Genomic DNA, 14,739 nt, shown 5'->3' on the forward strand with positions numbered 1-14,739 from the left:
CTATACTGCGATGGTACTCGCCGCCGGGCGCGGTGAACGCATGCGTCCGCTCACCGATGCAATGCCCAAGCCGTTACTGAAGGCGGGTGGGCACGCATTGATCGAGTATCAATTGAACAATCTGGCGCGCGCCGGTTTTACCGACATCGTCATCAATCATGCGTATCTGGGTGAAATGATCGAAAAAGCTTTGGGTTGCGGTGAACACTACGGTGTGCGTATCCGCTATTCGCCCGAGCAGGTGGTGCTGGAAACGGCAGGCGGGATTGCCAATGCCTTGCCACTATTGACGGGAGAATCCGGCGATCAGCCGTTTCTGGTGGTGAACGCCGATATCTATTGCACAATGGATTATGCAGCGTTGTTACCGGCATTGCAGGAAATGCAGACTGATACGGATCGGCTTGCGCACCTGGTTCTGGTCGATAATCCGCCGCACCATGCCGATGGTGATTTTGCGTTGTGCGGTGTCCAAGTTAAGCTGACTGGAAATCCAAAACTGACGTTCAGCGGCATCGGTATTTATCAGGCGCGGCTTTTCAGCGGTATACAACCCGGTTTGCCGGTTAAACTTGCACCGTTGTTGCGGCAGGCCATGCAGGCAGGGAAGGTGAGCGGCGCCTATTTTTCCGGTCAATGGGTCGATGTCGGAACGCCGGAGCGGCTTGAATTATTGGATAAACAACTCAAATCTCGCGCAGAATCATCCGCCGGATCGCTTTAAGGAATAAAGAACTCGTTATGACACACTTTCAACATTTCATCGCCCGCCGCCAGCATCTGGCAAGCAAAATGCAATCCGGCATCGCGATTATCCCGACCGCGCCGGAACGCCTGCGCAATCGTGACGCACATTATCCTTACCGTTTCGACAGCTATTTTTATTATTTGACCGGGTTTCGCGAACCGGAGGCGGTGCTGGTGCTCGTTATCGCAGGTGATGATGCGCCGCCGAAACAGCTATTGTTCTGCCGCGAAAAGAATCAGGAGCGGGAAATCTGGGATGGTTACCGTTATGGGCCGGAAGCCGCGAAAGCAATTTTCGGTTTTGACGAAGCGCATGCCATTGATAAACTGGATGAGTTACTTCCCAAATTATTGGCCGATCAAAAGGCTGTTTATACGGCACTGGGGCTGGATCCGGCTTGGGACCAGCGCGTCATCGGCTGGTTGAACCGGGTACGCGAACAAGCGCGTACGGGCGTTGCCGCGCCAACAGAAATTCGCGACAGCCGCGCATTGCTGGATGAGATACGCTTGATCAAAGACACCGAGGAATTGCAGGTTATGCAGCGCGCCGCCGATATTTCGGCGCAAGCGCACCAGCGCGCGATGCAGACAACGCGACCGGGCATGCGTGAGTACGAAATCGAAGCGGAATTGCTCTACACGTTCTACCGGCACGGCGCGCAGGCGCCGGCTTATACTTCCATCGTTGCCGGCGGGGCCAATGCGTGTGTGTTACATTATGTGCAGAATGACGCTGAGCTGAAATCGGGTGACTTGCTATTGATCGATGCCGGGTGTGAATTAAACGGCTATGCATCGGACATCACCCGCACATTCCCGGTGAACGGTAAATTCACTGCGCCGCAGCGCGATGTTTATCAGCTGGTGCTAGCCGCGCAGGCGGCGGCGATCGCGCAAGTGCAACCGGATAACAATTGGAATGATCCGCACCAAGCGGCATTGCAGGTATTGGCGCAGGGTTTCATCGATCTGGGGTTGTGCCGGGGCAGTGTCGATGCCGTTGTGGAATCGGAGGATTACAAGCGTTTCTACATGCATCGAACCGGACATTGGCTCGGCATGGACGTTCACGATGCCGGCGAGTACAAATTGCAAGGTGAATGGCGTAAATTGCAACCGGGCATGGTGCTGACCGTCGAACCGGGGTGTTATATCCGCCCGGCAGATAATGTTCCGGAACATTTCTGGAATATCGGTGTTCGTATAGAAGACGATGTTGTGGTTACGCCGTCAGGGCATGAAATTTTGACGCTGGCGGCGCCCAAAACAATAGCCGAAATAGAGGAGCTGATGCAATGAGTGATGATGACAGGAAAATTATTATCAGCAGAATTTCCGAATACCGCCAGAACGAATCGGGTGACTATCAGCGTGTGCCGGTTTCTCCGGTGAATCGCTGGCTTACTTATGCGATCCTCATTCCGTTCGTCATCATTATGGCGGTACTGGGTGTTTTCTTTTTTGCCGCTTTTCTCGCTTTATTGGCTGTTGCCGTTGTGGTGGTCGGGATACGCTTCTGGTGGTTGCGCAGAAAGTATGAAAACACCATGCAGCAGTCCGGCGAAGCAAACCGGCAATCTGACGCAGACCAGACGGTGATCATCGAAGATGCGCAGATCATCGAAGAAACGGAAGTGCAGCGGACTGGACAGAAGAAGCACTGAGCCGGATTAGACCGGCTTCGCCGTTTGCAATCGTAATTTATCGCCGTGGCATCAATTTCATCCGCCGCTCAGCCGCACCCGGCAGGAACGGTGTCGGTTCGCCGCTGACCCAGTTGGCGTGCCCGCTGCCGTAATACGGTGACAGCGGGTGCCCGCTTTGCCCACCCGGCATATCGAAATACCCTTGTTCTTCCTGACCCGGAGCAACCACCGAACGCTGTGACGCGCCGAAATTCGGCGATTGCACGCGCGGCATGTTGTGATCGCCCGGCAGCGGATCGTGCGGCATGTCGAGCCATCGTGAAATCCATGACGGCAGTTTCTGGCTGAGCGGATGCTTGATGCGCGCCGCATTCTGCGTTCCCCAGTCGCGTTCCGTAATGCCGCCATCCTGCTGCAGCTGCTGTGCGATCGTTTGGGCGCAGTGCTGCAGCAATTCCTGCCAGTTTTTGAATTGCGGCGGGAGCAAATGCTGCGGTTGTTGTTCGATTAATTGCCATAGAATCAGTTCGGTCTGGCTCAACCGGGGAAGCTCGAAACCGGTGTGATGCTGACGCACCGGTGCGGCAAAGCCGTTCATTACGGTCTTCATGACTTCGTAGCGGTACGTACGCACGATGCGGTACGCGACGGAATGCGCGGACGCGGCTCCATCCCAATCGGACAACGCGGTTTTCATTGCCGCGATCCACGCAGCGTCACTGCCGGTTGATTCGAGCGTCGTTTGCAGCAATTGATGCCAACGGGTTAGCAGCAGCGCACGGTAATCCAGTTGAATCGCTTGCATATCGTCAGTGTCGAATTGTTCGCTGGCGAACAGACGGTTACGGATTTGCAGTGCGCGCGCGCCGAGATCGAAGCCGCCGTTACCGAGCAGCGTCAGCTGATCGCCCGAAACGGTGCGCGAATTGGCTGACCACAGACGGTGTGAGGGCGGGTTGTGGAGTTCCGGATAATCTTCCGGATCAAGCCAGCCATGCCAGCCGTTGCCCGGAGGTGTCCAGTCGGCGGGTATTTGCGCGTTATAACCGGCCGAGCGCGCGGGAATACGGCCCGCGAGTGTCCAACCGATATTGCCGTCGCGATCGCCAACGATGAAATTCTGTACCGGAATGCCGAACAGGGGTGCGATTTCTGCCGCGTGCGCCGCCGTTCTTACCGTTTCCAATTCGGTCAGTTTTAGGTTGACGGCATCCGGCTGGAGCGCTGTCCATGCTAGCGCCAGCGGCGTTTTATCATGATCTTGCGCAATGACCGGCCCCCATTCGGTTTCTGAAACGGTCAGCACTTCATCCGGCGCATTGCGCACACGGATAGTTTCCTGCACGATCCGCAACGGTTGCCAACCGGTTGCACCGAGATAACGCGTGTTATCGCGCTCATCGATTTGGATGCGCACCCAATCGGAAAAGTCGCCGTGGCTATTGGTGAAACTCCAGGCGATATGGCGGTTTGAACCGGTGACAATCGCCGGAACGCCGGGCAGACTGATGCCGGTGATGTCATGTATTTGGCCGATGGTGATGGCATCGGGGTAAACGAGCCGCGAGCGGAACCAGACATTGGGCACGCGCAGCGTCAAATGCATGTCGTTGGCGACGATCGCGGCGCCGTCGGCCAATGCGCCGGAAACCGCAAAACTGTTGCTGCCCGGCGCTTGTTCGGTGTGCAAATCACCGTCTTGGAATAAATGCGAATCCAGCGTTTGCAAGTTGATATCCGTTGCCGGCGGCAGTTGTGCCAGAGAAAAAGGCTCGTCGATCAGCGGCGCATCCCAGACACCGGCATTCTGCGTCAGAAATTCGTAAACCGTTGCGGGCAGTGCGGCGTGCAGGTGCGAGAGTCCCAGCTCGCGGTAAATATTTTCTTCGTTCAGGATGAAAAACATGGCGTAGATGACCAGGATGCTGTCTTCATTGCGCCAGATTACCGGCACGGTCTGCGTCAGCAAATAAGGAAAAGGCCGCACCGTCAGCGCGGCGAGGCCCTGATTGACACCGATCCGGTAAGCATCGAGCAATTGCCGTTGTTCTTCCGGAAGCCGCTGTAATACTTCGGCGGCGCGTGTGCGCATGCGGAACGGCCGTGCTTTGCGGTCATGCGAAAGCGCGCCGGCGCCGAACAATTCGGCGAGTTCGCCCGCGGCTTGCCGACGCATCAAATCCATCTCGAAAAAACGTTCCTGCGCATGCACAAAACCCATCGCCTGCGCCAAATCCATCCGGTTTGCGCCGTGAAATGTGACGCTGCCTAATGCATCCCGCTCGACCGCTACTGCTGTGCTTAGACCGGGTAATGCCGCTTCGCCGTCATACTGCGGCAAGCTGCCGCGCAGTGATAAAACAGCTGCAAGCATTAATAAGCCGGTAATTGACAGGCTTATTAGCAGGGAGAAGCGGATAAATCGAAATGTAGACTGCATATGCATATGAAAGTAATCGAATCAAGCTGCCGGTGCAGCTTTCCAGCGTGCACCAGATTGATATCGTTATCCCAGAAAATTTATATAACTCATTGATATTAAAATTTATAAATGATTGTTTGCGATATTCTGATAATAAAAGGGCTGATTCCTTCTTTATTCCCGGCATTGAATCTATGTATTCGCAATGATAATTCATTTGTGGAAAATTGGAGTTGATCATGGCTGAAGACAGTGATTTAGAACGAACGGAAGAGGCGACGCCGAAGCGCTTGGAGAAAGCGCGAGAGGAAGGCCAGATTGCGCGTTCTCAAGAACTGACGACATTCACGTTATTGCTGGCTGCAGCAGGTGGCATCGTGTTCATGGGCTCCGGCCTGATGGATAAACTGCTGAAAGTGATGAAAGAAGGCATGTACATAGAACGTGAATTGGCGCATCAGCCGGATTTGATGCTCAATCGCTTTTACGAGCTGGCTTTTGAAGGCCTGCTGGCGATTGCACCCTTACTGCTTTTACTCCTGATCGTGGCTTTTTTCGCGCCGATGTCGTTGAGCGGCTGGATGTTCAGTACCAATGCAATTATGCCAAAGTTCAATCGCATCAATCCCATGAGCGGTTTTGCCCGGATTTTCTCGATGCATAGCTTGGTTGAACTGGTCAAAGCGATTCTTAAAACGGTCGTGATCGGCAGTGTCGCTGCACTGGTGATCTGGAGCAACAAAGACACCGTGATGATGTTGCTGACGATGCCGGTTGATTTGGGCATTACCCGCACCGGTGAATTCCTGACGATGAGTTTTCTGCTGATCGTCGGTGCGATGATCCTGGTCGTCTTGATCGACGTGCCTTACAAGCTCTGGGAACATGCCAAGCAGTTGCGTATGACCAAGGAAGAAATCCGCAAGGAATACAAGGAAAGCGAAGGCGATCCGTTCATCAAGGCGCGTATTCGCGGTCTGCAACGGGAAGCCGCGCGCCGCCGCATGATGGCGGAAGTGCCGAAAGCCGATGTGATTGTAACCAACCCGACGCATTACGCCGTGGCGCTGCGCTATCAGAGCAGCAGCATGCGGGCGCCGAAAGTGGTCGCCAAAGGCGTGCATTTGCTGGCGGCGCGTATCCGTGAAGTCGCCGAAGAGAATCGCATCCCGATTCTGGAAGCACCGCCGCTGGCACGGGCGTTGTATTACCACGCCGAGCTGGAAAGTGAAATACCGGAAAAATTGTATACCGCGGTTGCCGAAGTGCTGGCTTACGTTTTTCAGTTAAGACGCTATAACGAATACGGCGGCAAAGTGCCGCAACCGCCGGTGGATGTACCGGTTCCGGCGGAATTGGATCCGGGCGTGGCAGAACCGGGCAATGCGTAAACCGGCAATTTTAATGATGAGTTTTTACTGGCGGCACTATGAATAATGCAATCACCCTGTCATCTTTAGGAACAATGAGCAATCTCAGGAATCTGGCCGGTCCGATTCTGATTATCATCATCCTGGCCATGATGGTGCTGCCGTTGCCGCCGTTCATACTGGATCTGTTTTTCACCTTCAATATTGCGGTGTCGATCATCGTCTTGATGGTGAGTTTGTATACTAGAAATCCGCTCGATTTTGCGGTATTCCCGACGATTCTGCTGCTGACTACGTTGTTGCGACTGTCGCTGAACATCGCCTCGACCCGGGTGGTACTGCTGTACGGTCATACCGGACCGGATGCGGCCGGTAAGGTGATCGAAGCGTTCGGACACTTCCTGGTGGGCGGTAATTACGCGATCGGGCTGGTGGTGTTCATTATTCTGGTGGTGATCAACTTTGTCGTGATCACCAAGGGTGCGGGACGTATCGCCGAAGTCAGCGCGCGTTTTACCCTGGATGCCATGCCCGGCAAGCAAATGGCCATTGATGCCGACTTGAATGCCGGTTTGATCGGTGAAGAAGAGGCGCGCAAACGCCGATCGGTCATTTCTCAGGAAGCCGATTTTTACGGCTCGATGGATGGTGCCAGTAAATTCGTGCGCGGCGATGCGGTTGCCGGCATATTGATTATGCTGATTACCATCGTCGGCGGGCTGATTGTCGGTGTCATGCAGCATGATTTGGAAGTGGCTGCGGCGGCGAAGAATTATACCTTGCTGACCATCGGCGACGGTTTGGTCGGACAAATTCCCGCGTTGATTATTTCCACCGCTGCCGGTTTGATGGTGAGCCGTGTCACGACCGACGAAGATCTCGGTGAACAGGTTCTGAATCAATTGTTCAGTCAGCCGCAAATCCTGATTATTACCGCTTCCATACTGGGCATCATGGGGCTGATTCCCGGCATGCCGAATTTCGTATTTCTGCTGATTGCCTCCATTTTGGGTGGGATTGCGTATCTCAAATTGAAAAATCCGGTTGTCCAGCCGGTTGAAGCGCCCGCGCCGGAATTGCCTACGATCGAAAAAGCCGATGCAAGCTGGAACGACGTCACGCCGATCGATACCTTGGGACTGGAAGTCGGCTATCGCTTGATTCCTCTGGTCGATAAAGCGCAGCAGGGTGATTTGCTGAAGCGGATCAATGGTATCCGCCGGAAATTCGCACAGGATATCGGCTTTTTGCCGCCGGTCATCCATATCCGCGATAACCTGGAGCTGCGGCCGAATGCGTATTGCATTACATTGAAAGGCTCGATTATCGGGCAAGGCGAGTCGTATTCCGGCATGTATCTGGCGATCAATCCGGGACGTGTGACAGCGCAGTTGCCCGGCACGGCGACGAGCGATCCGGCATTTGGCCTTCCTGCCGTGTGGATCGAAGCGAACTTGCGCGAGCAAGCGCAAATCAACGGTTATACCGTGGTCGATGCCAGCACGGTGGTGACCACCCATATCAATCATTTGATCCATATGCACGCCGCTGAGTTACTGGGGCGGCAGGAATTGCAGAAACTGCTGGATCATCTCAATACGCAGTTTCCGAAACTTATTGAGGACCTGGTGCCGAAGCTGCTGCCGCTATCGACGGTACAAAAGGTTTTGCACAATTTACTGGAAGAGAATGTGCATATCCGCGATATGCGCACCATCATCGATGTATTGACCGAGTATGCAGCGCAAACGCAGGATGCCATCGAGTTGACCGCCATTGTCAGAAGCGCCCTGGGGCGTGCGATCGTCGACCAGTATTATCCTGCCGGTTCCGAGGTGCAGGTGATGAGTCTGCATCACGAACTGGAAAACATTCTGACCCAGGTCATGCAAACCGGCGGCGCGCAAGGCACCGGCATCGAACCGGGGCTTGCTGATACCGTGTTGCGCGAAGCCCGCAGCGCCGCGCAGCAGCAGGAAAAACTGGGGTTGCCGATGGTGCTGCTGGTGCCGGGCGCGATCCGCTTCCTGTTAGCAAAATTTTTGCGCCGTGCCATTCCGCAGTTGCGCGTACTGGCGCATTCCGAAATTCCGGATTCTCGAAAAATCAAAATCACTTCCGTGATTGGAGGTAACAAATGAAAGTAAAACGCTATCTTGCTTCCACATCCCGCGAAGCGCTACGTCATGTCAAAGAGGAATTGGGTGAAGACGCGGTTATTCTGTCGAACCGGAAAACCCGGGACGGCGTCGAGATCATGGCACTGGCGGATTCCGATATGAGCAATCTGGTGCATACGCAGCCATCGCCGCCTGCAATGCCGCCATCGCAAGGGATCGCGCACTACGAACAAAACAAAATGCTGAGCGCGCAGGAACGGTATGCGGCGCTGTCGCCACTGGCTAGCGAACCGGTGGAAGCTGCAAAAAATTCCAACGACGTGTTATCCGCATCGCTGGTTAAAGACATCATCGCTGAGATTCAGGCAATGAAAAGCACGCTGGAAGATCAGCTGGCGACGGTGGCATGGGGAAATTTCACGCAGCGCCGGCCGGAAAAAATGAAACTGCTGCGCACCCTGCTGGATACGGGTTTCAGTCCGTTGCTGGCGCGCCGTCTGATCGACAAACTAGCGGATGGTCTCGATTACGAACAAAGCCTGAAGCAAGCCATATCCGCTTTGACGTTTAATTTGCACACGGTTGCCAGCGACGACATGATCGAAAAAGGCGGTGTCTACGCCTTGGTCGGTCCAACCGGTGTCGGAAAAACCACGACCACAGCCAAAATCGCGGCGCGCTGCGTTATCCGGCACGGTGCCGACAAAGTCGCGCTGTTGACGACCGACAGCTACCGTATCGGCGGTCATGAGCAGCTTAGAATCTACGGGCAGTTATTGGGCGTTCCGGTACGCAGTATCAAGGATACCGAGGATTTGCAGTTGACGCTGTCGGAGTTGAGAAACAAGCATATGGTGCTGATCGATACCGTGGGGATGAGCCAGCGCGATCAGATGGTGGCGCAGCAGATTGCCATGCTCAGCAACTGCGGCACGGAAGTGAAACGTATGCTCATCCTTAGCGCCGCATCCAATGGCAGGACATTGGATGAAGTGATTTCCGCCTATCAGAAGAATGGCATTTACGGTTGCATCATCACTAAAGTTGACGAGGCCGCGAGCTTGGGTGTGGCGCTGGATGTCGTCATTCGCAGAAGGCTGTCGCTGCACTATGTGGCGAACGGGCAAAAGGTTCCGGAAGATATTCATGCCGCCAATGCGCGTTATCTGCTGCATCGCATCTTTAAAGCGGCACCGGGTGACACCGCTTTCACGCTGCAGGATGCGGAGTTTGCTTTGATCATGGCAAGCAAGAACAGCGCCGAGCTGCCGCAGGCGGAGGAAAAATCATTTGCGGGATTGATGTATGACTAGGTTGATAGTACAAGATCAAGCGGCGGGTTTGCGTAACCTGGTTTCGTATCAAGGGCATGACGCGGCGCGTGTTTTTACCATCGCCGGGGGAAAATCGCGTGTCGGGAAAACCAGTGTTGTGGTGAATCTGGCCGCAGCGCTGGCGCAAAACGGCCAGCGGGTTTTATTGATTGATGAGAATCCTTGCCATAACAACATTTGCACGAGTTTGGGATTACAAGCGCGCTTTGATTTGCTGCATGTGATTCATAAAGACAAAAGACTGGATCAAGTGCTGCTGCAAGGCCCGGAAAATATCACCATCTTGTCCGCGATGCGCGGTATTCATGCCTTGAGCACGCTAAATCCGCTGGAACAGGATTGGCTGGTCAAGAGTTTTGCCGAGTTGACCGAATCCGTCGATATCGTGCTGATCGACACCGCGATGAGCGGCACAACGCATGTTCTGCCGCTCAGCCTGGCTTCGGAACAAGTCATGATCGTCATTTCCGGTTCGGCGGCGTCGATTACCGGTGCTTATGCGTTGATCAAGATCATGAGTCAGGAATATGCCAAACAGCATTTCTTAATTCTGGTGAACAAAGTGGATTCGGAAACGGAAGCACTCGCCATTTACCAGAATTTGTACAAGGTGGCGCGGCGCTATCTGTCGATAACGCTGGAATATGCCGGTTACATTCCGAGCGACGAAAGATTACGAAATGCCACGCAATTGTGCAAACCGGTGGGTGAAATATTCCCGGCTTCGCCAGCCGCCATTTGTTTCCGGTATGCGGCACAAAATATTTTGCGGTCTTCCTGTCCGGATAAATTTACCGGTGGGATTGACCGTTTTATGCAGCGGTTGATTATGACAAGTCATTTGAGTATGACTAATTTTACGGTGTGATTGATATGTATACAGCGACTGGAACTAAAACGATTGATAAAGAACAATTTATCACTGAATTTACGCCGTTGGTGAAACGCATCGCCTACCACATGATGACGCGTTTACCGGCCAGCGTGCAAGTCGACGATTTGATTCAAGTCGGCATGATCGGTTTGCTGGATGCGATCAACCGTTATGAAGGTTCATACGGGCGCCAGTTCGAAAGCTATGCGGCGCAGCGGATACGCGGTTCCATCCTGGATGAGTTGCGTGAAGCCGATTGGTTGCCGCGCAGCATACGGAAAAAAATGCGCCGGATTGAAGCGGCGGTCAGTTCTTTGGAACAGCGCAAGGGTTGTGCACCAAGCGAGCTAGACTTGGCAGCGGAACTGGATATGTCATTGGACGAATATCACGAGACATTGCAAAGTGCGCGCGGCGCGCAATTGATTTATTACGAGGATTTTCAGCAGGAAGACGAAGAACCTTTTCTGGATCGCTTGTTCATCGATTCCGAGGGTGATCCGTTGAATGCATTGCTGGACGAGAATTTCCGCAATACGTTGATTGCCGCCATCGATAACCTCCCGCCACGGGAAAAACAGGTAATGGGTATGCATTACGAACAGGAAATGAATTTAAGGGAAATCGGCGAAGTGCTCGGGGTCAGCGAATCCCGCGTATGTCAGCTACATACGCAGGCGGTTGCACGGTTGCGCAGCCGCTTGAGAAATACTTAAAGTGTGCTTGCATCGCGATTATCCAGCAACAGGGCCCTAAACGGATTTAGTCATGTTCAAAAAATCAAAGATGGATTTGAACAGTGTTTTCGGCATTCTGCTGGCTTTTGTGGCGATCATCGGCGGACAGTTTCTCGAGGGCGGCCATCTCAGTTCGTTGATGCAGGCGGCGGCTTTATTGATCGTCATGGGTGGCACGGTCGGGGCGGTTTTGTTGCAGAGTCCGGTGAAAATTTTTGTTAATGGCATCCGGATGAGTGCCTGGGTTTTTTTTCCGCCGTCCAATTCCCCGCAAGTGTTGATTAAACAAATTATCAATTGGGCGCAAATATCCCGTAAGGACGGGCTATTGGCGCTGGAAGAACTTGTCCCCGGCGTCAAAGATCCGCTCTCGAAAAAAGGACTGCAGCTGCTTGCAGATGGCAGTACGCCGGATAAGCTGCGCGAAGCATTGGAAATCGAAATCTTAGCTGTGGAGAATTATCAGCGCCAATCGGCGCGGATTTGGGAGGCTGCGGGCGGCTATGCACCGACCATCGGCATTTTGGGCGCAGTACTCGGATTGATACACGTGATGGAAAACTTGTCCGATCCTGATCTTTTGGGAAATGGCATTGCGGTCGCCTTTGTTGCGACGGTCTATGGTGTCGGCTTGGCCAATCTGGTTTTTTTGCCGGTCGCAAATAAGCTGAAAACGATCATCGGTGAACATGTCGTGCTGCAAGAAATACTGGTCGACGGATTTGTTGCGATTGCGCAGGGCGAACATCCGCGGCTTATCGAGAGCCGGTTGAATGGTTATTTCGTTTAAGCCGTATGCTTTTAATTGAACGATGATTGAACATTCATGTTAAGACGAAGAAAACAAAAAACCGAGGAACATGCTGAAAATCAGGAACGTTGGCTGGTATCCTATGCCGATTTTATAACGCTGCTTTTCGCTTTTTTCGTTGTCATGTACGCGGTTTCATCGGTCAATGAAGGCAAGTATCGTGTGTTAAGTTCTTCGTTAGTAAGCGCATTTAAAAGCAGCAATCCCACGAATGCAGTGCCTGTGCAATCGACGGAATTCATTCCCATTAATATCCATCCATCGAATCAAACGGATTCAATCAAGCTGATTGACAATCTCAGCATACATGAGACGAAGAAACAAGAAAAAATGAAAGGCATGGCCAAAGATATCTTGCATGCTCTGGATCCTTTGGTCAAAGACGGCCAGGTCAGAATTACGCAAAGTTCCCAGGGAATAACGGTGGAGATCAATGCCAGTGTCCTTTTTTCTCCCGGGCAGGCCAAGCTTGCCGAGAATTCTAGCCTGACGCTGCAAGCGGTTGCCAATGTGATCAAAGGACATGAGCATGAGATTCATGTCGAAGGGCATACCGATAATTTACCCATTCATAACGGCAATTTTCCATCAAACTGGGAGTTGTCGACCGCCCGGGCGAGCAGCGTGGTCAGGTTATTTATCGAAAATGGTGTTGAGGCGCACCGGCTTACCGCAATAGGCTATGGTGAAAATAGACCTATAGAAAGCAATGAAACACAGGAAGGTAGAAAAAGAAATCGCCGGGTATCGGTTATGATTCTATCAACCAATCCGGATAAAGTAACTGAGATTCCAATTGTGGAGTAAATCTATTGAATACAACAAGATCAAATATAAGTTTGACCTTTGGGGCCATAGAGAGAAACATTTCCTGCCGCACAGTGCAGTGCGGCAAAAGCGCGTTGGTTATGCTGCAGTTGGGTCGAAATCATCAAACCGTTGGAATGATTAAGCTGTTGCGCAATTTTTGCCAGATCGAGCAATTCATTCCATAAAATTCTTATTTTGGATAGATTGGAATACTGTTTAGCCAATTCAGACAGCCAATTATTGATGCTATCTTTTTCCAGAATGAGTCCTTGTTTCTTTAAATACTCATTACGATCTTCATCAAATTGAATCAATTCTTCAATTAAACGTGATTTATCCGAGGCAAGGTGATCGATTTCTTCTATTTTTCCTTCAATGAGTGCACTTTCTTCTTTTTTAAGAATCTCAATAAATGCTTGAAAGATATTTCTTTCAGTTTCCAGTTCTTTCATAAAACGGGTTACGTGTTGTGACGAAGACATTAAACAGCACCTTTCTTAGATTGAATTAGTTCTTTTACTGTTTCCATTAGCCGGTCTGCGACGACCCCAGGATTTATCTGAAAGTTTCCTTCACTAATTGCTTGTTTAATTTCTTGGACACGTGCTGAATTCACGATTGAATCGCTCGCGGAACTGCTGTCTATATTTTGTAATTTCGCAACATTTGCACTTAAATGTACGCTATCTTCTTGACTCGTATTCGTGGTGGGAGTGATATCAGTACGTCTTTTTCCATCATTGACAGATACGGTAGACACTGGCTGTAATGTTTTATCTATTTTCATTTTTATACCTCTTAACGAAATTTATTGAGTGCCATATCGACACCTTTATTTGGAACTTTAGTATTTGAAGCTTTTCCCTGCAATTTAGGGTTATTAAAAAACGAGTAATTAATTTTCTTCAGTAGCTATTGTTGTAATTTTTAACGGCATATATTGGAACAAATTCAATAGTTCTTAAATGTTTGGTTTTATTGCTTTGAAAATGGCAATTGGCAAGCCCCATAGATATCATAGATAATTTCATCTCGAAATCATATAACATTTTTCACTGATAAAACTAAATGTCTTTTATATTTAAAGCAATTACAAGTGCCTTTCGCGATCTGATACGTTTCAAGATTGCCTGGATTATCGTCTGGCCGATATTGGTTTCAACTCTGTTATGGTTCGTTATCGGTTTCGTTTTTCGTGAAAATTTTTCCGAGCTGGTTTTTTTGTTTTTGAATGAAGCCGGTATCGGCGAGTGGTTACGGAATCTGGAGTCTGATTGGGTTTCTGCTACCATTGAGAATCTGATTTACATGATGGTATATATACCGCTTGTAATAGTGACCACATTGATTATTACGGCTATTTTTGTAATGCCGGCACTGATCAATCTAGTGGCGAATCGTGACTATCCTGAGCTGAAGCGTGAATATGGCGGTACTATCACTGGAAGTATCATTAATGCGTTACTGGCTTTCGGTGTATTTATACTGATTTGGATTGTCACTGTGCCGCTATGGGCAGTAGGAGCGGGTATTATCGTTCCTTTTGTTGCGGCGGCATTCATGAATCAACAGCTGTTCCGTTACGATGCATTATCCGAGCACGCCACTAAACAAGAAATTAAACAGATCTGCGCTCAAAGCCGGTATTCACTGTGGGGATTGGGATTGTTAACAGGATTGATGCAGTTTGTGCCGGTACTAAATTTGCTGGCTCCGATTTATACAGCCTTGGCATTTATTCACTTTGGATTGGATCATCTTAAGCTTCTGCGCATTGCGGACAATGTAAAAGATTCACCGCTGGATGATCGATAGTTTTTACAAGTTGCAATAAATAAGAATAACTCCGGTTATACCGAAATCAA

At 51.2% G+C, this 14,739-nt stretch carries 14 protein-coding genes; 11 read left to right on the forward strand and 3 right to left on the reverse strand.

Annotation, left to right across the window (positions count from 1 at the left end):
- Positions 1-10: 10 nt before the first annotated feature.
- The 3 genes from HRU78_05250 to HRU78_05260 are packed head-to-tail and all read left to right on the forward strand — an operon-like array spanning position 11 to position 2,414.
- Positions 11-724 carry a nucleotidyltransferase family protein gene (locus HRU78_05250; GenBank protein ID QOJ24929.1) on the forward strand — a complete coding sequence of 238 codons (714 nt, stop codon included), beginning with the start codon at positions 11-13 and terminating at the stop codon, positions 722-724.
- Between the two features lie 17 nt (positions 725-741).
- Positions 742-2,049 carry a Xaa-Pro aminopeptidase gene (gene pepP / locus HRU78_05255; protein ID QOJ23125.1) on the forward strand — a complete coding sequence of 436 codons (1,308 nt, stop codon included), beginning with the start codon at positions 742-744 and terminating at the stop codon, positions 2,047-2,049.
- Complete coding sequence (locus HRU78_05260; protein ID QOJ23126.1) at positions 2,046-2,414, forward strand: hypothetical protein; 369 nt, start codon at positions 2,046-2,048, stop codon at positions 2,412-2,414. The genes pepP and HRU78_05260 overlap by 4 nt, the downstream gene beginning before the upstream one ends.
- 37 nt (positions 2,415-2,451) lie before the next feature.
- Here the strand turns inward: HRU78_05260 and HRU78_05265 are convergent, their stop codons facing one another.
- On the reverse strand, positions 2,452-4,836 hold the full coding sequence (locus tag HRU78_05265) for a penicillin acylase family protein (GenBank protein ID QOJ23127.1): 2,385 nt from the start codon (positions 4,834-4,836) through the stop codon (positions 2,452-2,454).
- Between the two features lie 221 nt (positions 4,837-5,057).
- Between HRU78_05265 and flhB the strand changes: the two genes are divergently transcribed.
- The 7 genes from flhB (at position 5,058) to motD (ending at position 12,871) form a co-directional block, all read left to right on the forward strand.
- Positions 5,058-6,209, forward strand: coding sequence for a flagellar type III secretion system protein FlhB (flhB, locus tag HRU78_05270; protein QOJ23128.1), 1,152 nt, complete (start codon positions 5,058-5,060; stop codon positions 6,207-6,209).
- Positions 6,210-6,247: 38 nt separating this feature from the next.
- Positions 6,248-8,329 carry a flagellar biosynthesis protein FlhA gene (gene flhA, locus HRU78_05275; protein QOJ23129.1) on the forward strand — a complete coding sequence of 694 codons (2,082 nt, stop codon included), beginning with the start codon at positions 6,248-6,250 and terminating at the stop codon, positions 8,327-8,329.
- A complete protein-coding gene (gene flhF / locus HRU78_05280) occupies positions 8,326-9,621 on the forward strand; it encodes a flagellar biosynthesis protein FlhF (GenBank protein QOJ23130.1) in 1,296 nt (431 codons plus the stop codon). The genes flhA and flhF overlap by 4 nt, the downstream gene beginning before the upstream one ends.
- The gene (locus HRU78_05285; protein QOJ23131.1) at positions 9,614-10,510 is read left to right on the forward strand and encodes an AAA family ATPase; all 897 of its coding nucleotides are present in this window, start codon (positions 9,614-9,616) and stop codon (positions 10,508-10,510) included. The genes flhF and HRU78_05285 overlap by 8 nt, the downstream gene beginning before the upstream one ends.
- A 5-nt stretch (positions 10,511-10,515) precedes the next feature.
- Positions 10,516-11,232 carry an RNA polymerase sigma factor FliA gene (locus HRU78_05290; protein QOJ23132.1) on the forward strand — a complete coding sequence of 239 codons (717 nt, stop codon included), beginning with the start codon at positions 10,516-10,518 and terminating at the stop codon, positions 11,230-11,232.
- 70 nt (positions 11,233-11,302) lie between these two features.
- Positions 11,303-12,043 carry a flagellar motor protein gene (locus HRU78_05295; GenBank protein QOJ24930.1) on the forward strand — a complete coding sequence of 247 codons (741 nt, stop codon included), beginning with the start codon at positions 11,303-11,305 and terminating at the stop codon, positions 12,041-12,043.
- A gap of 36 nt (positions 12,044-12,079) precedes the next feature.
- On the forward strand, positions 12,080-12,871 hold the full coding sequence (motD, locus tag HRU78_05300; protein QOJ23133.1) for a flagellar motor protein MotD: 792 nt from the start codon (positions 12,080-12,082) through the stop codon (positions 12,869-12,871).
- Positions 12,872-12,891: 20 nt separating this feature from the next.
- On the opposite strand, the gene HRU78_05305 is transcribed toward motD, so the two are convergent.
- A complete protein-coding gene (locus tag HRU78_05305) occupies positions 12,892-13,356 on the reverse strand; it encodes a flagellar protein FlgN (GenBank protein QOJ23134.1) in 465 nt (154 codons plus the stop codon).
- The gene (gene flgM / locus HRU78_05310; GenBank protein QOJ23135.1) at positions 13,356-13,661 is read right to left on the reverse strand and encodes a flagellar biosynthesis anti-sigma factor FlgM; all 306 of its coding nucleotides are present in this window, start codon (positions 13,659-13,661) and stop codon (positions 13,356-13,358) included. Before flgM ends, HRU78_05305 begins: the two co-directional genes overlap by 1 nt.
- Positions 13,662-13,942: 281 nt before the next feature.
- Between flgM and HRU78_05315 the strand changes: the two genes are divergently transcribed.
- The gene (locus HRU78_05315) at positions 13,943-14,689 is read left to right on the forward strand and encodes an EI24 domain-containing protein (GenBank protein QOJ23136.1); all 747 of its coding nucleotides are present in this window, start codon (positions 13,943-13,945) and stop codon (positions 14,687-14,689) included.
- Positions 14,690-14,739 lie beyond the last annotated feature (50 nt).

The sequence above is a fragment of the Gammaproteobacteria bacterium genome (assembly GCA_015709635.1).
Lineage (GTDB): Bacteria > Pseudomonadota > Gammaproteobacteria > Burkholderiales > Nitrosomonadaceae > Nitrosomonas.